General features: G+C 53.1%; 18 protein-coding genes and 1 pseudogene. 2 read left to right on the forward strand and 17 right to left on the reverse strand.

Annotated elements, in window-relative coordinates; genetic code table 11:
- Window positions 1-181 precede the first annotated feature (181 nt).
- The 3 genes and pseudogenes from IEW70_RS00375 to IEW70_RS00385 all read right to left on the reverse strand — a co-directional run.
- Window positions 182-1,414, reverse strand: coding sequence for an MFS transporter (locus IEW70_RS00375; protein WP_188645959.1), 1,233 nt, complete (start codon window positions 1,412-1,414; stop codon window positions 182-184).
- A 352-nt stretch (window positions 1,415-1,766) separates the two neighbouring features.
- Window positions 1,767-2,174 (reverse strand): VOC family protein, encoded by a 408-nt coding sequence (locus IEW70_RS17680; protein ID WP_373285882.1) that lies wholly within the window; start codon window positions 2,172-2,174, stop codon window positions 1,767-1,769.
- Between the two features lie 11 nt (window positions 2,175-2,185).
- Window positions 2,186-2,754, reverse strand: a pseudogene (locus tag IEW70_RS00385) (RNA-guided endonuclease TnpB family protein); the annotation flags it as partial.
- Window positions 2,755-2,842: 88 nt separating this feature from the next.
- Here IEW70_RS00385 and IEW70_RS00390 point away from each other — a divergent pair.
- On the forward strand, window positions 2,843-4,084 hold the full coding sequence (locus IEW70_RS00390) for a hypothetical protein (protein ID WP_188645961.1): 1,242 nt from the start codon (window positions 2,843-2,845) through the stop codon (window positions 4,082-4,084).
- 121 nt (window positions 4,085-4,205) lie between these two features.
- Here IEW70_RS00390 and IEW70_RS00395 read toward each other — a convergent pair whose 3' ends face one another.
- The 3 genes from IEW70_RS00395 to IEW70_RS00405 form a co-directional block, all read right to left on the reverse strand.
- The gene (locus IEW70_RS00395) at window positions 4,206-4,676 is read right to left on the reverse strand and encodes a hypothetical protein (RefSeq protein WP_188645962.1); all 471 of its coding nucleotides are present in this window, start codon (window positions 4,674-4,676) and stop codon (window positions 4,206-4,208) included.
- A 395-nt stretch (window positions 4,677-5,071) separates the two neighbouring features.
- Window positions 5,072-5,224: a hypothetical protein gene (locus tag IEW70_RS00400; protein ID WP_188645963.1), complete on the reverse strand. Its 153-nt coding sequence runs from the start codon at window positions 5,222-5,224 to the stop codon at window positions 5,072-5,074.
- A gap of 221 nt (window positions 5,225-5,445) precedes the next feature.
- Window positions 5,446-5,664, reverse strand: coding sequence for a hypothetical protein (locus IEW70_RS00405; protein ID WP_188645964.1), 219 nt, complete (start codon window positions 5,662-5,664; stop codon window positions 5,446-5,448).
- 76 nt (window positions 5,665-5,740) lie between these two features.
- On the opposite strand from IEW70_RS00405, the gene IEW70_RS00410 reads away from it, so the two are divergent.
- Window positions 5,741-6,343 (forward strand): transglutaminase-like domain-containing protein, encoded by a 603-nt coding sequence (locus tag IEW70_RS00410; protein ID WP_188645965.1) that lies wholly within the window; start codon window positions 5,741-5,743, stop codon window positions 6,341-6,343.
- A 117-nt stretch (window positions 6,344-6,460) separates the two neighbouring features.
- Here IEW70_RS00410 and IEW70_RS00415 read toward each other — a convergent pair whose 3' ends face one another.
- From IEW70_RS00415 to IEW70_RS00465, 11 genes are all read right to left on the reverse strand, one after another.
- Entirely contained in the window at window positions 6,461-7,792 is a 1,332-nt protein-coding gene (locus IEW70_RS00415; RefSeq protein WP_188645966.1) for a D-arabinono-1,4-lactone oxidase, read from the reverse strand.
- Window positions 7,789-8,931 (reverse strand): amino acid deaminase/aldolase, encoded by a 1,143-nt coding sequence (locus IEW70_RS00420; RefSeq protein ID WP_188646276.1) that lies wholly within the window; start codon window positions 8,929-8,931, stop codon window positions 7,789-7,791. Before IEW70_RS00420 ends, IEW70_RS00415 begins: the two co-directional genes overlap by 4 nt.
- Window positions 8,932-9,111: 180 nt before the next feature.
- Entirely contained in the window at window positions 9,112-9,297 is a 186-nt protein-coding gene (locus IEW70_RS00425; protein ID WP_188645967.1) for a hypothetical protein, read from the reverse strand.
- Window positions 9,298-9,418: 121 nt separating this feature from the next.
- Entirely contained in the window at window positions 9,419-10,807 is a 1,389-nt protein-coding gene (locus tag IEW70_RS00430; protein WP_188645968.1) for an LPXTG cell wall anchor domain-containing protein, read from the reverse strand.
- Between the two features lie 921 nt (window positions 10,808-11,728).
- Entirely contained in the window at window positions 11,729-11,974 is a 246-nt protein-coding gene (locus tag IEW70_RS00435) for a hypothetical protein (RefSeq protein WP_188645969.1), read from the reverse strand.
- A 360-nt stretch (window positions 11,975-12,334) separates the two neighbouring features.
- Window positions 12,335-13,708 (reverse strand): short-chain fatty acid transporter, encoded by a 1,374-nt coding sequence (locus IEW70_RS00440; protein ID WP_188645970.1) that lies wholly within the window; start codon window positions 13,706-13,708, stop codon window positions 12,335-12,337.
- Window positions 13,709-13,737: 29 nt separating this feature from the next.
- A complete protein-coding gene (locus tag IEW70_RS00445) occupies window positions 13,738-14,511 on the reverse strand; it encodes a 3-hydroxybutyrate dehydrogenase (protein WP_188645971.1) in 774 nt (257 codons plus the stop codon).
- Between the two features lie 28 nt (window positions 14,512-14,539).
- Complete coding sequence (locus IEW70_RS00450; RefSeq protein ID WP_188645972.1) at window positions 14,540-15,958, reverse strand: GntP family permease; 1,419 nt, start codon at window positions 15,956-15,958, stop codon at window positions 14,540-14,542.
- Window positions 15,959-16,239: 281 nt separating this feature from the next.
- Window positions 16,240-17,661, reverse strand: a complete 1,422-nt coding sequence (locus IEW70_RS00455; RefSeq protein WP_308423110.1) for a sigma-54 interaction domain-containing protein — start codon at window positions 17,659-17,661, stop codon at window positions 16,240-16,242.
- Window positions 17,662-17,913: 252 nt separating this feature from the next.
- Window positions 17,914-20,328 carry a beta-galactosidase gene (locus tag IEW70_RS00460; RefSeq protein ID WP_188645974.1) on the reverse strand — a complete coding sequence of 805 codons (2,415 nt, stop codon included), beginning with the start codon at window positions 20,326-20,328 and terminating at the stop codon, window positions 17,914-17,916.
- The gene (locus tag IEW70_RS00465; protein ID WP_229751698.1) at window positions 20,325-22,481 is read right to left on the reverse strand and encodes a glycoside hydrolase family 3 N-terminal domain-containing protein; all 2,157 of its coding nucleotides are present in this window, start codon (window positions 22,479-22,481) and stop codon (window positions 20,325-20,327) included. The genes IEW70_RS00460 and IEW70_RS00465 overlap by 4 nt, the downstream gene beginning before the upstream one ends.
- Window position 22,482 lies beyond the last annotated feature (1 nt).

Here is a 22,482-nt window from a genome sequence, read left to right on the forward strand (position 1 = left end):
TTTGTTTCTACTCCGGATAATCACTTTTAAACTAGACAAGATCACTTGATATACCTATGATCCCCTGCGCGGTTCTGGTCCGAGTAGGTGTACCGAAGCTGTTTACCTGTTACCTCTTCTGACATCTGGATCGCTCAAAAAAAGCTACACATCCGTGCAGCTTTCCGTATGCTGATGGATTTTACGGGGCTTCCGGCATCGTAGGTACCTCTTTTACGGCCTGACGGTACAGCGGCAGGATGAAGGTCAAACCGATAATAAACAACAGCGCCGCCACTTCAAACAGGGCCACGATAGAGAATAGTTTTTTCAGAGCTCCGGCCACCGTCATCATCAGCACCATCGCTCCGGTAAAGAGCGGGCTGAGAATTCCGTTCACCCGTCCAACGAAGGACTCTTTGGTATGCTGCAGCACCATGGTGTTAATACCAACATGGATGAACGGCATGACCAAGCCCATGACAAACTGGGCGATCAAGGTGAGCCACGGGAGGGTAGAGATCCCGGAGACGGACATGCCCAGTGCGCTGACCAGCATCCCCAACATCAGCATCTTTTGAGGGGCGATGGCTTTGGAAATACCCATCGCCACCACACCACCCAAAACCATGCCCAGACCGTTGGCTGCCATAAACCATTGCAGAAACTCTTTTGGCGAGGCCAGCCTTTCTGTCACCAAAAAGATGTTCAGCGGCTGGATGATGCCGATGGCCAGCCCGGCGCTGACAAAGCACGCTCCAAGCAAGGTCAACTCCCGCTTCGACAGGACATACCGGATGCCGTCCGCCATTTCCTGGCGCAACGTCGTTTTTTTCTTATCTCCCTTCAGTTCCCTATCCGGCGGCAAAAAGTACAGCATGGCCGCCGACAGCAAAAACGCAACCCCCGTCACCCCGATTGCCGCATCAATCCCGAAGCTCTGGTAGACAAAGGTTCCGAGTACCGGTCCCAATACCATGAACAGGGCAAAGGTGGTTTGATACATCGACATCCCCATCTGAATCTGATCCGCCGGTACATGCATTTTAAACAGTTTCATTCCGGATGGCTGGGAAAACTGGGACAAAATCGAGGAAAACAGCGTCGCGAAGAATACCGCTTTCCATGAAAAAAACAGAAGGGTAACCAGCACCGCAAAGATCGATGCGGCACTCAGCAGATCCGCTCCGATCATGGTCCGCTTGGGACGCCACCGATCCGCAAAGGTCCCCCCGATAAACGAAAAGATAAAAATCGGGGCAAATTCGGCCACGGAGATCATCGATACCGCAAAGGGATCCCCATCGGTCTTCTCCATCACAAACAACAGGATGGAAAAGTTGCGAACCCAGATCCCGACTTGCAAAAACAACGCGGACAGTAGAATCGCCCGGATCACTCGGTTGCGAAACAGATTCGACAGACTGGATGACATATGGATTCCTCCCTACTCCATCAAAATTACCAACTCTCTAGGAAAAGTAACCCTCTCCATGCAAAAAGCCGCGGATGCAGATGCACCCACGGCGAACAGGCTGGTCCCTATTTTCTGCAGGGAAAGAATCCGTATGAACGGGTTGTATAGCCCTCCACCATGGGTCTGCTTTTTCAGGGCATGTGAAATTACCCCGACTGCTTACCAGCAGGGTCTGCATTCCAACTCTCTTTGCTTGGAGAGATCTTAGAATACAAACAATGTGCCCATGTTGGAGGTTGATACCACCTTTCCCGAAATGAAGTTGCTACTATTTTAACTGGATGAATCAACCGTTGTCAATTCATACCAGCTAATTTGTGCCCACTTTTTTTAGCAAAACCGATGGTCGATGGTGAATTCGGATCTCATTTTCAAATGGGTCCTTGGTCAACACGGTTTCTGCTTTGGTTTCGACCGGGGCACCGATTTTTCGCAGCCGTTCCGCCACTCGTTCCAGCTCATCAGGGCCCGTTACATGGATGACGAAGTAACGTAGCCCAGCGGAGCCAGGAGGCGGCGGTGAAGCTCCAACGCCTGCCCACGTGTTCAAACCGATGTGATGATGATAGCCTCCGGCGGACACAAACAAGGCGCCGTTCCACCGAATGGTCGGCTCAAAACCCAAACCGGCACATTGACACTCCCACGCCTGTGGGATTCTTGGTTCTTCCTGCCGGCTCTTGCCGTACAGTCCCCAAGCTGACACCGTGTGTCCCACGGCCTAAAACGTTATCCTGCGGGATTTAATCCTTCCTTGAGGATGTTTTTCGCCGCATTGAGATCCCGGTCGTGGTGAATACCGCATGCGGGACAGGTCCACTCCCGCACGTTCAGCTTTTTCACCTCTTTGTTTCGGAATCCGCATTGCGAACACAGCTGGCTGGACGGGAACGTCTTCCCGACGAGGCGGATCCTTCGCCCGTACCAGAAGGCTTTGTATTCCAGCATGGACCGGAACTCGGACCACGCCGACTCCGAAATGCCGCGGGCCAGCCGGCGGTTCTTCACCATATTCCGCACTTGCAAGTCTTCCAGGCATACCGTTTGATTTTCACGGATGAGCCGAGTCGAAAGCTGTGCGGGAAATCCTGCCGACCGTTGCGGATCTTCTCATAGAGCCGGGCCACTTTTAATCGGGCTTTGTTACGGTTTTGGCTGCCCTTTCGTCTCCGGGACAGAATCCGCTGCCAACGGATCAACTGTTTCTCGTACTTCCGGTGATGTTTGGGGTTGGGAATCACTTCTCCAGTGGAGAGAATCGCAAAATGTTTCAATCCCAGGTCGATGCCCACGGCTTTGGAAAAAACGACCCCAAACTCCAAATACCCCTTCGAATAATGAGATGACAGGCTCGTCAGCCTGATCTCATCTCAAGGGGGAACCGAGTTGAAACGCACGGTCCGCATTCTTTCCATATCATGGCTGCTGGTATTTGCCATGATGCTCCTGCTGTCCCCGGTCCAGGCCTTCGCTGAGATAACAGCCACCGAAGGGCAATCCACCCAGGATCCGGAACAACAGACGGTAACCGAACCGGAGACGGAATCCTCTGAACAGCAAAGCACCGCTCCCGCTGCAAACACCATTGAGCCAGCTGCTCAACCATCTGCCGGTGAAGCTCCACAACCTGCCGCGGAGCCGACAGAACCGGCAACTGAATCGGGAACACCTACAGACAACGGAGCGCAACCGGCTGAACAGCAACCGGCTGCACCGGCAAAAGAAGCGGCTCCTGCTCCTGACCGGCGGCCTCATCCTGAGAAGCTGAACGTCACTGCTAAACAGGAGATGGACGAAGAAATGGGTCTGCCCCTGCTCACCGTCGATGCGCAAATGCCCGGAGCCAAAAAGAAAGACAAAATCGAGGGAAAATGGATTTTCAAACTGAAAGATGCAGAAACCGGAGAGATTGTTGATAAGGTCTCCTTTCGAAGCGATAGTAGCGCAGAATCCGTATCTTTCCCGATCTTCGAAAGCGGTACATACCAAGGGATTGCCCAATTCACGGGGACCTATAACGGTGAGAAGATCGATATCCGAGGTCGGTCGGATCAAGTTGATGTAGAAGTGGAAGACGAGGAAACCTTTGAACCGAAACACGAAGTAAAGCATGAATACAAAAACGGCAAACACACCGTGACTGCTTTCATTCTGGAAGGCGAAGAAGTAACGGGTATGTGGGTAGCTGCGATCCTGGATGAAGAAGGCGTACCCTTAACCGAGCCGCAATTCTCCGATCCGGAGATGGATGGGCACACGTTCACTGCCGAATTTGCGGATCGATTGGAGCCTGGCCGCTATTCCGCCGCCGTCTATTTCTATGGAGAAGTGGACGGTCAACTGGCGGAGTTTGATGATGCGGTGGAGTTCGAAGTCCCCGGCACCCAACCCGGTGATGGTGGCCAACCCAACGATGACCCCGGATACTCGGAACAAAAACCGAGCGATGACGAGCTAACCATCCAAAAGCCTGTCCAAACAGAGAAACCCCAACAAGCCACGGATCAAGTACAAAACGGCGGTTCCCTGCCCATAACGGCTGTCCCCTATCCCCTGGGAATGATGATGGGTGCAGCCCTGCTTCTACTTGGTGCAGCAGTCTGGAGCTTCCGCCCGCAAAAGGGGTAAAGGGATCAGAACCAAACCGGCAGGCGATGCCGGAAAAGGATTCGTACGCGGGCAATTCAACGGAGATGATTATTTCCAAAAAAAATAAAGGAACTTTCCAGTTATGGAGGTTCCTTTATTTTTATTCAAACTTTATTGAAAATGAAACCCTTCCTAATTCTGTTATTTTGGGTTCTTCATATGAAATGATGTCAATGATGTGGTTTAAACAAACCAGTTGATAATGAACAAAATGTTGATCAGCATATATATCTTCTGCAATTGTCCCTAATGTAATAAAATCTAAGTATCTTGACTTCGTATAAATTCTGAATACATCACCCTCAAAAACTTCATATTCGTCCAAGACAGTAAAAGACTCATTTATAACGTTATAAGAAACATATGATTCAAAATCCAATTGAATGATTGGCAATCCCTCATCAACTTCAATGGGAAATCCCATCATTACTCGTTCCCCTACCTCAATAGCCTCGCTTTCATTACCAACTACACATCTATCAATAAGTACCCTTAATGAATTTTCTTCGGGTTCCATCAATTCATGTAAAGAGATATAACCTTTCCATTTCATCAGGTCTCTGTATTCCATTGGTTATCACCCTTTTCCGGTACGTTTGTACTTATACCATAAGCATCTAACTCCTCCACCTTCAACTATTGAGAACGTAACCTCCAGGAGTGAGACAGGAACATTTGCGAAGTCTTGCATGAAGAATATAGAGTGAACCTGCTCGCACAGTTTATAAACCTCACAAAGTCGTGTATCGTAAAATCCAAACCGGATAGGGAAGGATCCCCTTCTTGCGCCTTCCATGGGCCACGAGCGGCTAAACATATATCATCCGGCCGCGCCGAATTGGCAGGAGGCTGACAACGATCCCCAAACAGAAAAAGCACCCCGTCACCGTCCGAAGATCGCTGCGGGTGCTTCTCTCTAGTGAAACATCCCTGGTTCATTCTAAATGATCGCCTCGATGATCCCTTCTATAAAACCAAGGACGATACGATCACCTTTCGGCATACATCGCAATACTCGATTTCACGATCTTCCCCCAAAGGTTCACCGCACAACTCACAATACCCGGCCACTTGATCGACTGCATGCTCTTGTTCATAACGCTCCGGTTGCTGTTCCACGCTTTTCAACCCCCTGTTTGTGATCTATGACCCTCTTTATTCTCTTGATTTCACTATGGTCAGCCACTCAAACCTCCTTTCAACAATATAAGTCCTATACCATATCCAAGAACCCCCGGAACAATACTAAAATCCTACCTTTCCGTCAAAAGCAATCCAATGGATCTATTTTTTTATTGTTCGTCTTTTTTTGACACAAAAGTGACCCCGCCGCAAGAAGATCACAAAAAGCCCACCACTCCTGAAGACAAAGAAAAAGCAAAGAAGTGAAAGGCGGAAAAATGCCCAAAACTGCTGTTCCGCAAATCAATTTCTTGCTCTTCGGTGCCTGCCTGATGGCAGCAGGTGCAAGTCTGCTCCTGTTCCGCCACGCTGTGAAATAAACACCAATAATAGCTTACCGGTTTAATATGAGTGTAGAGAACACCCGTCGGAGGCATGATGTGCACCCCTTTAAGTAGACACAGGAAAAATCCCTGTGAGAACGAACTACTTAAATCAAAAGGGGGGCGTTTGATGAAACTGGTTTGTGATTCTCATGAACAGAAAGCATATTTATGCGAACTGGAAGAAGTGGACTATTCCCATCCGTTGATTCAAGAGAAAGTAAAGGATATTCAATCAGCACATTATTCATTACTAGAACGGGTGAGAATTGCATTTGAGTTTGTAAGAGACAACATCCATCATTCCTGGGATATTCAAAGTACGAGAGTCACCTGCAATGCATCCGAAGTCCTGCAGTATGGGGAAGGTATCTGTTATGCCAAATCCCATCTCCTTGCAGCCTTACTGAGGGCACAGGGAATCCCTGCAGGATTTTGTTACCAGCGATTGACGTTAGGCTCCACCCCGGATACCGGATACGTAGTTCACGCCTTAAACGCCTTTTACCTCGATAGCGTTGGCAAATGGATTCGTCTGGATGCGAGAGGTAACAAGCCGGGGGTACAGGCTGAATTTTCTATCGATGAGGAAAAATTAGCTTTCCCGGTTCGACCAGAAATGGATGAAATCGATTATCCCGTTATTTACGCCACACCACAAACATCCCATGTGTTGAAGAAGCATACTGATGCGCTTGAGATGTATTTATACCATCTACCTACACGACTTTGAACAATTCAGAACGGTATATTCCTTTTTTCTAATCTCAGTAACAATATATTGCAAGGCTAGGGGTTTTTATCTTGTCTTCTTCTACGGGTTCAGATCATAGCTCTGACGGGGTGTTTTTTATACCTGCACTGCTTCCCGCTTCCCTCCTCCCAGTAACTTTTGCAGATACGGTGTTAAAAAGACGCCGTCAGGATCCCACTCCGCGCGAATCTCCCGGAAATCGTTCCATTTCGGATACAGATCCCCCAATTCTTCTGCAGTAAGATAATGCAACTTGCCCCAATGCGGGCGCCCACCATATCGGCGGAAGATCTGTTCCACCCCGGTGAAGTATTTATCATAAGGCATCCCTTTGTACATATGAACAGCGATATAGGCAGAATCCCGATCGTAGGCAGGACTGAGCCAAAGGTCATCCTTTTGTACAAAGCGGCACTCAATGGGAAAGTGAACCTGGATCTGCTCCCGCTGGATAAAGAACCGAATCTCCTCCAGGACGGAAGCCATCGCTTCTGCCGGTACCGCATACTCCATTTCGTTAAACCGAACCCAGCGCGGAGTAGCAAACATCCGGTGGCTTTCCCCTACTTCCTCACTAACAGGTACAGCACGGGCCGAGAGGCGACTGACCGGACCGCTCAAACCCGGAAGGAGGCGCACTCCCTCCGATAGCAGCCAATACAGCCCGTTTTCCAACACCACTTGATTCCAAGCCTTCCACCACTTTTTTCCCCCCGAGGGAAGATCGGTAACGTTTATCCATTTGGCTTGAACGGTTTCTGTATAGGGAAACCAGTAAAATTCAAAGTGCCGGTTGTACTTTTTCCATTCCTCCAGACGTTGCAGCAACTCCGACAAACGGCAACGGCGGCTAGCATAATGCAGGCGATAGGCAGGCAATACCCGCAGTTTGATCTGGGTAATCACTCCCAGTGTTCCTAAGGAGAGACAGGCCGCCCGGAACAACTGCGGCCGCTCCTGTTTGGAACAGCGGATGATCTCTCCGGAAGCCGTAACCATTGTCAGCTCTTCCACCTGAGTCGACAAACTTCCCAGCTGCGCTCCGGTACCGTGTGTACCTGTGCTGATCGCTCCTGCCAGCGACTGGACATTGATATCCCCCATGTTCTCTTGAGCCCATCCTTCCTGATGCAGCAGTTTCCCTGCCTGCTTCAGCTGTGTTCCCGCCCACAGGGTAGCCGTCTGCCCCTCTTCATCCACCTCCAACAACCCCTGCAGGCTGTCCAGAGAAAGAAGGATATGCTCTGTCTGCACCAACGGTGTAAAAGAGTGCCCCCTCCCGGCGATCCGCACCTGTTTTCCCTGATCCCTTGCGTGACGAACAATCTCCGCAACCTCCCCTACCGATGCCGGGTACACGACGGCCTCCGGATGACACCGAACAGAACCGGACCAGTTGGACCAACGGATCGGTCGATTCTTTTTCATAAAAAACACCTCCTGTCTCCCCGGTACGTAGTGGATTCCCCAATCACGCTGCCACCGGAAAACCACAATAGGCGGTCAAAACGTTCACACAGCTCCCCTGCCTTGCTGTGTCGGAAAAAAACGGGACTGCCAAGATCCAGTGGAACGGGTCCCCGATAGCGAATCGGGGTCTGTACCTCTCCCGCCCCTTCCAAGGGAAGCAAATGGGCTCCTTCAGGCAAATGCGGGCGGGGAAGCTTGTCTTTCCCAGCAGCACCGGATGCGATATATCCCCCGCCTGCACAGGTGTAAATACCGGGAGCGGGTTTGCGTACGATTTCCACGGCAAATCCTGCGGCGGGCCGGTACCGGAAATCTCGGTATTGATCAAAGAGAAGCGGTGAATAAAAACCAGACCCCACCGTTACCTCCGTCACACAGTCCTCCTTGCTGGTTGTTCCCAGACTGCCGGTTCCGCCTCCGTTGACAAAGCGAACAGCAATCCCCATCTCTCTGATCGCCCCTACCCATTCCGCCCGTTGTTGGGCCACTCTTTGCACGGCATGCTGTTTCAGCCGCCGGATCAGGGCGCTCTTGATCGGCTGTCCCGGGATCCGGTCTCCCACTCCGGCGATCTGTGCCTCATACCCCATCAGTCCGTCCAATCGTAAATGTTTGGAACGATCAATACGCTGAACCAGCTGGAGCAACTGTTCTTTGGTTCGAATGGGAGAACGGCGGACGCCAAAGTGAAATCCCAGAACAGAAACCGACATGTCCATATCCACGCAAACCGGACAGCATACCCCCGCTTCCCTGGCGATCTTCTCCACCCGTTCTACATGTTCCGTACAATCCACCATCAGTGTGATGTGATGTCCGTTTGCTATCGCTTTGGCTACCTGCTGAATCTGCTTCGCTTCCCAGACGGGATAACCGATTAAGAGATCATTCAGTTGATGTTCTGCCAAGTACAGCGCTTCCGCGACCGTAAAACACATGACCCCCTGAAAGGTATCCGAACGGCGGAGTATCTCTTTCAGCACAGCCACACTGCGGATCGATTTGGTAGCCAGGCGGATCTTTTTGCCTCGATTGGCCTGAAGAATCCATTGAATGTTTTCCTTGAGGAGGTCGAAATCGAGATAAGCAAAAGGCATCGGCACATCGGCAAATCCTTTGGCATAGTCGGCATATTGGCGCTCAACCACGTGGTGTCCCCCTACAAATTGCTTGATTATTCCGATATATATAGCTTCGGAAATGAATCGGGGAATCCTCCCTTGTTCAAACCCAAACAAAAAAAGCTCCCCGGAGTCGTGAAAGATCTCGGCAGCTTCTTATGGTTGTCGATTCAATACCCGTTCCAGCGTTTGACGTTGGCACGTCTTTGTCTGCCCGTAGATATGGAGGAGATCCCCATCCCGCCACTGGTAAGTTACATACTCTTCCCCAACGCTCACAATCACCATCCGTATCCCAAACACGTGGTGAAACTGACCCTCTGCCAATCGCACGCGATCCACCTCTCCCACACCCGATTCACTCTCATTCTGGGCGATGGCAGGGATGTCTATACTAGATGGGCAATCTCATTTGGCAAAAAAAGACCACAGCTTTTGCCATGGCCTTGGGATAAATTCGTTATCAGTTATTGGTCATCCGTGTACACAGTTTCCAAACCACCAGGATGATCAGACCTAGGAACAACACTCCCAAACCGATGTAGGTGCCCAGCGGAGAATCACTGCCGGTTTTCGGCATATGGCCGCCTTTGATGTCATCGATTTGCTTTTTGGCTTGATCCGGGTCGATTTTGCCGCTGCCTTTATCTCCGTTGCCCGGACCCGGTTTGACGGTGCCGTCTTTTGCCACGGTGAATTCGAATTCCTCATAGAGACCCGTTTCTTCACCGTCAGCTTCCCCCTCAAAGAGAGAGATCCCGTAATAATGGCCCGGCTTCAACTTGTCAAATTCATAGCTCGCGATGACCCGATTATGACCCACTTTTTCATCCCAGATAATCTGATCCTCGGTCGGATTATCCACATTGTCTTCGTGAACAAACGCAATCAACCAGTTACCGTGGGCTTCTTCCGCATTCAGCATCACCGTGGTCAACACATGTTTGCCGTTTTCAAAGGAATAACCCGTTTTCAGCTCTTCATCACCGGCAACCGGCTCTTCACCCGGCTCAGGAATGGAATACTCTTTCGTCCCCTCTCCTTTGGTGGCTGCCCCGTCCACCGTGCCGTCGAAGGTGACTTTGACAACATATTGCCCTTCTTCCGTCACATTCAACACATCTTCATAGGAGGGACCCTCATGCCCGGACTTGGACTTCTCATCCACGACCGTACCATTGGATTTTTTGGAGATGGTAATCGTCCAATCCCCGTTGATCCCTGAACCGCCGGCTTGCTGCGTACCCATCACATCCAAGACGGCATTCACTTTGGTTCCTGTCACACCATCTTCGGAGTCCAGCGGGAAGGCATCGATATGGATATCCTTTTGTTGCACTTCATTATCGTTGACGATGGTGTTGTTCCCGCCGGTGGTATCGTTATCGCTGCCGGTTCCACCTTCCCCAGTGATATCCCCGGTATCATCGGCACCGGTGTTTGAATTCCCAACCGTGACTACATTTGAATCGCCCTCAATCTTCACATCGCCACCCTGATTGACCGTCCCCTCAAAATGCACCTTCACATAGTAATCACCGGGCTCTACATTTTCAAAAGTGTGGGCAGCCGATGTTGTCGCATCGGTATTTGCCACAGGATAATCCGCTCGGTCTTTCTCCACTTTCTGTTCCTTCTCGATCAACGCAAACACAAACTTGCCTTCCAGCGCCGCAGCTTCTGTGTCACTACCCATAACCTTTCCGTCTACTTGGATGGTATTCCCATCTGCTTGGGCGGATACCGCCACCGTATATTCGTCAGAAGCCAACACCTGAAGTGGAGACACCAACAACACCAATGCAAATGCAAACAGCCAAACCAGAGATACCGTACGTGCTGTACGCTTCAATGCGCTTCCCCCTTGAGCATAGTGAAGAGAATCTGTTTAACCCCCTCCACTTATTAATTCGGAGGCGATTCCGCTTTTGAGGCCAAATTTTCTAAAAAAAGCAAAACAAGGCTAAAGACTATGGGCAAAGCGCAACTTACTGAATCAAATCCGATCATTGGACCCGGAAACGAGAAACGAATTACATCAATCGACGTGGCTGATCCATCATACAACAAGAGGGTACATGTTTTACGTACTCTCTTCTATGATTTCTGGCATCAAAAAACACCCTCAAAAATGCTGGGGGTGTTTCTGTAATAAGGCTCATTTGTTTGAGGAATGAAAGAGTACATTAATTGAAAAGGCATCTGTCTATCAGAATGACCTTATGATCCAATATGTACGTTTAGACTAACGAATTTAGTAAATGACACATAGGATGTATTGAGCTATTGAAGAAAGGAGGATTCGTTTATGAGTTACGGAGGGTACGGATACGGTTTTGGTTTGCGTCGTTTGTTGCTTTTCCTGTTGGTCATTGCGACGATCTTTGCTTTGGTCGGTGTAATCGGATATTAAAATAAACCAGATTGAAGAAAGACAGATTGGTTCATATAAGAAATGTTGGGTGATTTGCGAACGTTGATGAAAGCCGACTCCTTTTTCACCAAGGATCGGCTTTATCCTTTTTTGAGGTATGTATCGCAAACCCGCATGGAAGCGAAAGTCGATACCATCCTCAACTTATCACTCTTATTTAGTGTTTCTCTAGTGGAGCTAGCCAATTATCCGAACATGCAACTTCACATGGGTCTTTTCTCCTCGACGCGGGGAGAACTGCTTTCGCCCCTACGTTGCTTCACTTTCTTGACAGCATCGCCGGTATTACTCGATATCCGTGGGTTTGAAGGAAAAGGACTTTTGGATCCCAAACACTCTTTACAGACGAGAAAAATAGACAACTAACGAGAGGATAGCGATCAAAAAAGTGATGCCGTATATCAGGGTGTATACGCGCACCCTGGAAAAGGTGCTTTTTTCATACTGAAGGGAACGGGAGTGTTCCTCCCGGGCTTGATTTTCCTTGGGTCCAAACTCCCGGATCTTTCGGTTCACTTCTCTTCCGACAAACAGCGTTCCAATCAAAGCGATGAAGCTGAGTAAAATCGCCAGTAATATAGTCATACGGACTCACCTCTGTGATCAGTTATCGGGAGCAGTGGATGTTTCCTTGATTTTAATAAAACATAACCTGGAATCGTTTGCAATTTCAGAATAGGATATTTTGTGGCGTGTAGAAGTCCGTCTAAATCAAAGGGAATGATCAAGATAAAGGCGGTAGACCTAGGAAATAAGGATGTAGGAAGGGCACAGGATCCACCGGGCTTTGATTCCTTCATAGAAGATGGTAGGCAACCCATTCCTTCAGTTTCACTTCCAGCTGCTTTGCGGGCGGTCAGAAATCGCCGGGCGACGAAGCAGACGGCGGAGGTGCCCTTCCTCGTCCGGCACCCCGATCGCCGCCGCTTCCCCCACGGCGGGGGGTCACAGGAGCAGGAGAGCCCCGCCGAACAGAACCGTGCCGATGAACAGGGCGATCACGCAATATCCCATAATATCGCGAATGCCCAGTTGCGCAATGGCAAGTAAAGGCAACGCCCAGAAGGGTTGGATCATGTTGCCCACCTGCTCGCCGAAAGCAACGGACATCGAGATTTTCCCGAGATAATGCGGGCTTGTTTCCCCAAGAAGGCGAGCCGCTTCGATGGAAATCGGCGCCTGAACGGCCCAATGCCCTCCCCCGGAGGGGACGAACAAGGTAATGACAATCGACGCCAGGTAATTCAGGAAAGGAAGCGTCGTGGCTGACGCACCCGAGACAAAGGATTCGGCCAGCCAGACTGCCAGTGAGTCGACCTTGTCCGGATCGGGGGAAAAGACGATCAGGGCCATAATTCCCCCGTACAAGGGATATTGGAGCAACAGGGGTCCGGAAGTTTTGGCCGCTTCCTTAAAAGCTGCGATAAAGCGGATCGGCCTCCAGTGCAGAAGCAACCCGGCCACCGTGAACAGCATGATCATCGTGTCGATCGTCAGCGCCCCTTTGGCAATGAATACGAAATAATACAAACCGGCGGCGGCGACAAACACATTGAGTATCCAGGCTTGTTCCACCCGGGTGGCAAAAGAGGGCCGGCTTTCCACCGTTGCCGCCGTTTCTTCCGATGTGTCGGCATCCGCCAGACGCTGCCGATCCACGGTTCGGATCTTCTCTGGCGCCATATACTTCAGAGCAACGGATAGAACAATGATCGTGAGGAAAACGGGGACAAGGTTGTAGGCTGCGCCCAGCGTCTCCGACACCGGTACCGTCTGCTTTGTCAGTTTGTAGATCCAGTTAAGGGCCGACGCACGATCAGCGTTGGCCAGGACGATCGAGCTGGAAAACCCGGAAGCCCAAGTGATAAAGCCCATATAGGCCGCTGCGACAAGGAATCCAAAGTCCACATCATCGCGCCTTTTAGCAATTTCCTTGGCCAGAAGAGCCCCGACGACCAAGCCCAACCCCCAATTAAAAAACGAGGTGACAGCACCGGTAACAAAGACGAGGACCGCTGACTGTACCTGGTTGTTCGGCCTGTCTGCCAGCCATCGGAGACCTCGTTTTACGAGGGGGGCCTGGGCCAAGGTATATCCGCACACCAAAATCAGGATCATCTGTAACGCAAAGATAAAAATGTTCTGTGAACCCCAGACTCCGGCATACCAGGCATTGACGATTGCCGACAAATCAGTACCGGGAACGGCCAGTGCTACAGCAACGGCCACCAGTAATGTCAAGATGACAGCAAACAAATAAGGGTCGGGAACATACCGTTGGGCGAGTCCGACAAAAAACCGAGTTGTTCTCGCAAACATGGGAATTCCCTCCATTCTGGTATTTCCACTTACCAACCGCCGGATACACCGATGCACTCCCCGGTGATGATCGAAGCCGGATCGGAAGCGAGATAAAGGGCACACTCGGCGATTTCTTCCGGCCGGACGAACCGCTTGATCGCCTGTTTATGCAACAGGTGCCGGTGGAGCGCCTCTTCCCGGGAGATCCCTTCTTCCTTGGCCAGCTTCTCCAATTGATTTTGTACCAAGGGGGTATCGACGGCTCCGGGCATAATGGCGTTTACGGTAATCCCGTGTTCCGCCGTTTCCAGCGCGGTGGTGCGCGTCAACCCGACCACCCCGTGTTTGGCGGATATATAGGCGGATTTAAAAGGGGAGGCCGCCCTCCCGTGGACAGAGGCGATATTGATGATGCGCCCGTATTTCTGCTTTTTCATATGCGGAACTGCATGCTTCGTGAGAAGAAACGGACCCGTCAGCATCACCGCGATCAAACGGTTCCATTTTTCCAGAGGGAAATCTTCCACCCGGTCAATGTGCTGCAAACCGGCATTGTTCACCACCACATCGATCCGCCCGTAATCAAAAACTGCTTGGTCGATCAAGGAACGAACCGCTTCTTCATCCGTCACATCAACAGCAACTCCCGATGCCGAACCGCCTGTCTCCCGACGGATTTGTTCGGCTGCAGACAATGCGGCTTCTTCTGTGAGATCGGCGATGACGGCATGATCACCGTTTCGGGAGAAGGCTGCCGCGATGCTGTATCCGATTCCGCGGGCCGCCCCCGTCACGATGATCAACCGCTGTTTTTTTTTCATGATTCACTCATCCTTTCCATCCGATTCATTACACCAGACCGGTCAGGAGCGCCACCAAGATAACCACCGGAACCGCCAGGGTTTTGATGATCGTGATGGCGAAAATGTCCGGGTAGGATTGCCGGTGGGTCAGACCGCAAATGGCGAGCAAGGTAATTACCGCCCCGTTGTGAGGCAACGTATCCATTCCGCCTGCGGACATGGAAGCAACCCGGTGCAGCAGTTCGGGATCGATCCCGACGCTGTTCGCCCATGCCAGATATTTCGCACCCATCGTATCCAAAGCAATACTCATTCCGCCGGAAGCGGAGCCGGTGATCCCTGCCAGAATATTGATGGACAGAGCCTCGGAAATCAGCGGACTGGTCTTCATGGTGAGCAGGAATTCAGATACCGCCTTGAAACCGGGAAGGGAAGCAATCACATTGCCAAAGCCGACCTCTGACGCCGTGTTCATGATGGCCAACAACGACCCGACGGCACCGGCGGTCAGGGTTTCGGACAAACCGATTCCGGACGTGGTATTTACGTCGGAACCAGCTTCCCCATCCGCTTTTCGGTAAAACCATTGCAAGCCGATCGCGAAAGCGATCCCGATGACCAGTGCGACGATCAGAGACCAGATCCCGAGCACTTTATCGATGCTTAGACCCTCATATTGTTTCAGTAGGGATTCCGGATACCAGCCCGGCAGCACGACATAGGTGAACAGGGCATTCCCTCCCAGGACCAACAACAGCGGGATGATGGACAGCCAAACCGGCGGCAACTTTTCCCCTTCCCGGATCTCCGGCTCGTTCAAGGTGTGATTGCCGTATCCCTCCCCTTGGGCGAGCAGTCGGTTTTTGCGGCGATACAGCCACCACAACCCCGCCGCTGCCACCATCACCCCTCCGAAAGTACCGATCACGGGGGCGGCAAACGTGGTCGTGTGAAAATACGTCGTGGGAATGACATTCTGGATTTGCGGGCTTCCAGGCAGGGCATCCATGCTGAAAGTAAAGGAGCCCAGGGCGATCGAAGCCGGGATTAGGCGTTTGGGAATGTCGGCTTCCCGGAACATCGCAGCGGCGAAGGGATACACCGCAAACGCGACAACAAACAAGCTGACCCCGCCGTAGGTGAGGACCGCACAGGTGAGTACCACGGCCAAAATAGCCTGTTGCCGTCCAAAACGCTTCGTCAATCCCTGGGCGATAGAACGGGCCGCCCCGCTGTCATCCATTACCTTGCCAAAGATCGCTCCCAACAGGAAAATGGGAAAAAATAGCTTGATATAATCAACGGCTTTCACCATGAACAGCTCTGTATAGGTGGGCAATAGCGGCAGCCCCGATAAAGCTGCAGCCAACAAGGCAAACACAGGGGCAAAAAGGATAACCGGATACCCCCGGTACGCCATAAACATCAACAGACCGAGAGCCAAAAAAATCCCCAATACTGCCATAGTATTCTCCCCTTTCCCTTCAACAGTGGTTTAAAGCGCTTTCATCCTTGAGCGACACAAAAGACCCCCCGTCTGGTGTACACCCCCTTTCACCCTGTTTATAAGTGCAATTCTTATGCCAAGTGAAAATCTTTTGAAAATGGACCGGTTGGTTCCACTTTTTTGGAACCATTGCATCGATCCGACAGCTACATCCTATGGTCTAGCCGCTTTTATCGCAGTCTATTTTTTTAGACTGAAGTACAGAAAATCGGACTGAAAGGCATTAAAAATAATCCGGATCATCCATCTTTTTTAAGAAGATTGTATTTGTTCATTTTTTGGTAGAATCCCGACTTGCTGATGCCTAACAGTTGAATGGTCCGTTCCCTGTCTCCGTTGGTCAATCTCCATACCCTCTGGATGGTGTTTTTTTCCGCCTGTTCCACCGCTGCACGCAGAGAGTAGTGTTGCATTTCGCCGCCCCTCCCTCCAACCACATGCAAGGGAAGGTGATCCGCACGGATGGTACTTCCTTCTTTTAAGTGGAGGGCGCGTTCAAGCACGTTTTTCATTTCCCGAACATTGCCCGGCCAATCGTAACGCAGCAGGGCATCCATCGCATCCGGATCGATGCCTTCCGCGTAGACCCCGGTTTCGCGGATCAACTCATCCAAAAGATGTTCCGCCAGGAGGGAAATATCTTCCCGCCGCTCCCTTAGGGGAGGAATATGAAGAGCAACAACGTACAGGCGGTGAAACAGATCTTGACGGAACTGTCCCCGTTTCACCATCTGTTCGAGATCCCGGTTACTGGCTGCGATCACACGTACGTCCACTTTCACCGGGTGGATGCCCCCGACGGTCTCCACCTCTTTTTCCGACAAGACCCGAAGCAATTTGGCTTGCATTGTTAAGGGAAGCTCCCCGATTTCATCAAGGAAGATCGTCCCCCGGTGAGCCATTTCAAACTTTCCCTTTCTCCCCCCCTTCACCGCACCGGTAAAGGTCCCTTCCTCATACCCGAACAGAACTGATTCCATCAGCTGTTCCGGGATAGCGGCGCAGTTCACTTTGACAAAAGGGCCCCGTTTTCGATGACTGTGGGTATGAATGGCGTGAGCAAACAGTTCTTTTCCCGTTCCGCTTTCCCCGCCGATAAACACTGTGGTGTCGCTGGCCGCCACACGGCGGGCCACCTCTTTTGCTTGATTCATCCTGGAACTGGTACCGACGATATCATTCAAACTGAAACGGGTCCCTTGACTCTTCAAAAACTCGTCCTTATAGTAACTGAGCTCTTTCTGAAGCTGTAGGACACGGGAAGAAAGGGCATGCAGCTCCCGTACATCCTGAAAAAGCACCTTCCCTACCACTGCGACCACTTTTCCGTCACGCAGGATAGGAATGCGGTGAGCAATCATGTCGCCCCCTTTGATTCGCTGTACTTGGGCCAGCTCCGCTTCCCCCGTTTTCCCCACGATATGCATTCTTGTATTTTCGATCACTTCCGTGCAATGCCGACCGATCACTTCGTCCACATCAACACCGAGAAAGTCCACATATGTCCTGTTGATCATGGTGATGACGCCTTCCGGATCGGTGATGACAATCCCTTCATAAGCGCTCTCAAAAGCCGCTTGAATCAGTTCTTTCGTCTTCCTACACTGCTGATAGGCTCTTAACAAGTTCTCGAGGTCCAAATTTTCCGATATTTTTTCCAACTGAGATGGCACCCCCTTATCTCTTAGTGTAGCATACCCCTTCGCTTCGATGTAATTTGCAGCATTTGCGACCACGCGAAAAGGAGGCGAGAATATCCCTTCAGGCTTCCGGTTATCCCCATGAAAAAAGCCTGATCAAAGCAGGGGCTTTGATCAGGCTTGGCACACGAGCGGGATCTCTCGCGCACCTGTTTTTCCCGCTTGTTATGCTATTACCCCTACTCTTCCAATCCATGCTTAGAAAGGGGAGGATCAGCGGAAACGGACGGTCAGACGGTCGTCCACCTTTGCGTGCTTGCGGGAGTGTATAAGGATGGTCTGCCCTTGTTGCCGGATATCGTAATCTTCACAGGGGACGATTTCCCTTGCCGTCCGGAGAGCGATCACATCTTCCGGCTGGGTGAGGCGGAAATGGATCCCGTCGCCTTCCAATCCCATGATCTCAGCGGTGGACCAGTCAATCCTCACCTCGCCGAAAGTGACTCCGATCGGCAACATAACACCGTCCTTCGCCTGCAGGAGTATCTTCCTCCCCTCCAGGAGGGGAGAACCGTTCTCCGTGACGGTGAATTCCTTGTCGAAACCGTCCAGGTTGAGGAGGTGCAGGAACCGCTCGCCCTCCGCCGACGCCGTGGAGGTCATGAAGATCCCGTGATAGGGACAGTCGTGGCCGAGTGCCGCCCGAACTCCCAGCTTTTCCAAAGCGCTCCGGAACAGGGGGATGTCACAGTCATAGGCAGCGGCGATCACAATCGCTCTCCCCTTTCCCACCGGAACATCGAACCCGCACACTTCACCGGTGCCGTAAACGCGGAGGATCGGCTCCACTCCCTCCCCGGCTTCAAACACCTGGGCGAAATGGGTTCGCACTTCCGGACGCGGAACAGCCCAACCCTCGGCGCACAGAGAGAGGTAATAGTGCTCGCCGGCACTTCGGTTCCCGGTCGGCCGCACACCCAGTGCGCCGGCCAGGATGGTGCAGGGATTTCCCTCCATGTCGAAAAGGGGCACCTCCCCGTAGAGAAAAACCCCGCCTCCCACCCGCAAATAGTCGGCCAGCTTTTGTTGCAGGTCCGCATCCATGTACCGCGCCGACGCCAGCACCAGCATAGGAGTCTCCTTCGGATCGAGAGGACGGTTCTGGATATCTGCGGCACCGAAGCGATACCCGGCGAGGAGCATCGCCCGCGCCACGATCTCCCAGGATCCGCCCGCCCGGTTCGCCTGGAGGTTTTCCACGATGTCCCCCATCCGACCGCTGTCCGGGTAGCGGGATTCCGTCATAAAATAATCGGGGATGAAAGCGAAGGCCACCCCGTCCCGCTCCTCCTCCATGAGCGCCAGTTTCTCGGAAACAGCCATTACCGCCCTGTTGGCTCGGGCCATCCGCGGATAGGTGTAGTTGAGCTCCCCTTCCGGGCTGACCGGGGCGGCAAAGCCGTGCCGCTCGCCGGTGAAGGCAATCCGGCCGTTGCCGTCATCGGGCGCATCATCCAGCCGGTAATTGCGGCCGCCGGCGAACAGATAGTAGTTGATCATCCGGTTCCCCTGGGCGATGCACATTCGAAGTTTGAAATCGGCGGCGGAAGGATCGTACCGGCCCCCGTATGTACAGCCGAAATTGCCGTCACCGCAGTTGAATTCCACCGAGGTCAGCGGTTGGTCCGGAAGATGGACGGCGTCCATAAACCCGTTGATCAGGTAGAGATCCTGAAAACTGTTCATGTCCAGATTACCGAAGTAGATGTCGGAGCCGGAGAGATAGCCCGGCGCCTGGATGTAGGATTCATAAAGTTGGCTGATCCCGATGGGATAGGTGAAACCGCGTCCCTCGGAGGTGCCGTGGATGTTGACCACAAAGGGGACGCCGGTAACTCCGCATTCTTCGGCAAAACCGCGCAACGCCGCCACATAGCGGGCAAAGCGGTGTCGCATGTAATATCCCAGGTCCCGCATCAGTTCGGCGGCATACTCCTCCCCAGGGGAGCGGACCGCCCGCCGACGGACTTCCGCATCATCCAGGTCAAAAGGGTAACGCTGAGCCAACACGGCCGGAGCATGCCGTTCCTTCAGCCACACAGCGAAGTCAGCGAGGACGTTTTCCGTCAGGTCCGGGGAATTGCTCACCCAGGAAAGCATTCCGATCTCGTTGTCCAGTTGAACGGCGAGGACGTTTCCGCCGCGGGTGATGAGGCGTGGAGCGATCACCTCCATAACGGAAGCGTACCACTTGCGGGTCTCTTCCAGAAAGGCGGGCGCCAGGTAATCGACGGTCTTCGTCGGCGCGGGTTTGCCGTCCCAACTGACGGGGACGATCTCCGGATGTTTTTCGTATATCCAATGGGGCAAGCCCTCGTTTTTCATTTCCGCCATGATAAAGGGCCCCGGCCGTACGAAAAACCAGAGGCCATTCTCCCTGCACAAGTCGATGAAGCCTGCCAGGTCCAATTCGGGACGGGTTCGACCTTCCAGATCGACCTCCCCTTCCACGGGTTCATGACAGAGCCACGGCACGTAAGAAGCGACAGCGTTGCACCCCGCCGCCTTCAATTTGTCGATGCGGTCCTGCCAATCTTCTCTGTCGAGCCGGTAGTAATGGATCTCCCCGCATAAGATGATCCGCGGCTTCCCGTCGATGAGGATTTGCTTGTTTTGAATCTCGATCATGCCATCTCCTCCCTTTTCACCCGCTCGAATGCCGCCTCCAACCCGCGTGCGGAATCGGGACCGACCCATACGCGGAACATTCCCGGTTCCAGGATGAACCTGCCCTTTTCGTCCACGTAACCCAGGTCTTCGGGAGTGACGATAAAACTGACCTCCCGGCGTTCCCCGGGTTGGAGAAAGACTTTCCGGAACCCTTTTAACTCCTTCACCGGCCGGGTGATTCGGGCCGCCACATCCCCGATGTACAGCTGGACGGTCTCTTCTCCCGCACGTTCCCCCGCGTTGACGATCTCCACGGTAACGGTCAGCGGTTCGTCCAAGGAGCCGGTCGTAACGCTCAGGCGCAGGTTCCGGTATTCGAACCGGGTATAGCTGAGCCCGTGGCCGAAGGGATAGAGGGGGGTGACCGGACTGTCTGCATAGGATTTCATCTCCGGCCGACCGGTCTTCTTGTGGCTGTAGTAGATTGGCACCTGCCCCACCGAGCGCGGAAAGGTAACGGGCAGTTTCCCGCCGGGATTGACGTCCCCGAAGAGGACGTCGGCGACGGCGCGACCGCCTTCTGTCCCTGGATGCCAGGCTTCCAGGATGGCCGAGATGTGTCGGTCTTCCCAAGGGAGAGCCAGCGGCCGGCCGTTGATCAGCACCAATACCACCGGCGTCCCCGTCCCGTGGACGGCCCGGACCAGCTCCGGCTGGACGCCGGGCAGATCCAGAGAGGTCCGGTTATGGTTCTCACCGCTCATATCCGCCCCTTCTCCAACCACCAGCACCACCACATCCGCCTTCCGGGCGGCTTTTACCGCTTCGGCGATTCCGCTTTCGTCATCGCCGTCCACGTCGCAGCCCCGGACGTAGTGCAGATCTGTGTCCGGGCCCACCCGTTGCCGGATTCCCTCCAGCACCGAAATCACATCTGAACTCTCTCCCTGGCCGGCCCAGCAACCCAACAGATCACTCTTGGCATCCGCCAGCGGGCCGATGACGGCGATCGAAGCGAGAGACGGGTCCAAGGGGAGCAATCCGGCTTCATTTTTCAGGAGGACCATGGATTTCCCCGCTGCCTCCCGGGCTTTTTCCCGATGTTCTTTTCGCAGGAAGACCGTCTCTCCCCCTCCCGCCTGTGGATAAGGATCATCGAAGAGCCCGAGCCAGAATTTGACGCGCAAGACCCGGCGAACCGCGTCGTTAATGGCTGTCTCCGGCACCTTCCCTTCCGCCGCAAGCCGCGGGAGATGCTCCGGATAAACCCTGGCGTGCATGTCCATATGGGTGCCCGCCCCGATTGCCAAACGGGCGGCCTCTTCCCGATCGGCGGCGTTTCCGTGGGAGACGAGCTCGTAGACGGAGCACCAGTCGCTGACGACGAAACCGGGAAAGCCCCATTCTTCCTGCAACACCTCCTTCAACAACCAGCGGTTGCCGGTGCAGGGGATGCCGTTCAAGTCGTTGAAAGCGGCCATGATCGTCGCCGCCCCTTCTTCCAGCGCAGCCTGAAAGGGCGGGAAGTAGGTCTGCCGGAGGCGCAGCTCGGATACGTCGACGGTGTTGTAATCCCTGCCCGCTTCCGCCAGTCCGTAGGCGGCGAAGTGCTTGGGGCAGGCCGCCGTCGGCCCTCCCCCTTCCCTGATTCGCTGGAAACCCCTCACTTTTGCCCGGGCGATCGTCGCGCACAGGTACGGGTCTTCCCCCGCTCCTTCCGCAATCCTTCCCCAACGGGGATCCCGGGCGATATCCACCATCGGGGCGAAGATCCAGCGAATGCCGTCCACCGCCGCTTCTCCGGCGGCGATCGCGGCGGTTTCTTCCATTAATTCCGGGTCCCAGCTGCTGGCTTCTCCGAGGGGGATCGGAAAGATCGTCCGATAGCCGTGGATCACGTCGTCACCGATGAGCAGCGGGATGCCGAGACGGGACTCCTCCACGGCGATCCGCTGGATTTCCCTCACTTTTTCTGGCCCGCGGAGGTTGAGAAAGGATCCGATTTTCCCTTCCCGGACCATCTCCCGTTCTTTGGAGGTGATTTTGCCCCGCTGGGTCAACTGTCCAACCTTTTCCTTCAGTGTCATTTTGGCAAGGAGTTTGTCGATCCTGCGCTCCGTCTCTTGGTTCACATGAAAGGCCGCATGGCCTGGTCCGGTCTTTTTCTTCACG

Origin of the sequence: Marinithermofilum abyssi (genome assembly GCF_014641195.1) — a bacterium.
In the GTDB taxonomy this organism is placed as follows: Bacteria; Bacillota; Bacilli; order Thermoactinomycetales; family DSM-45169; genus Marinithermofilum; species Marinithermofilum abyssi.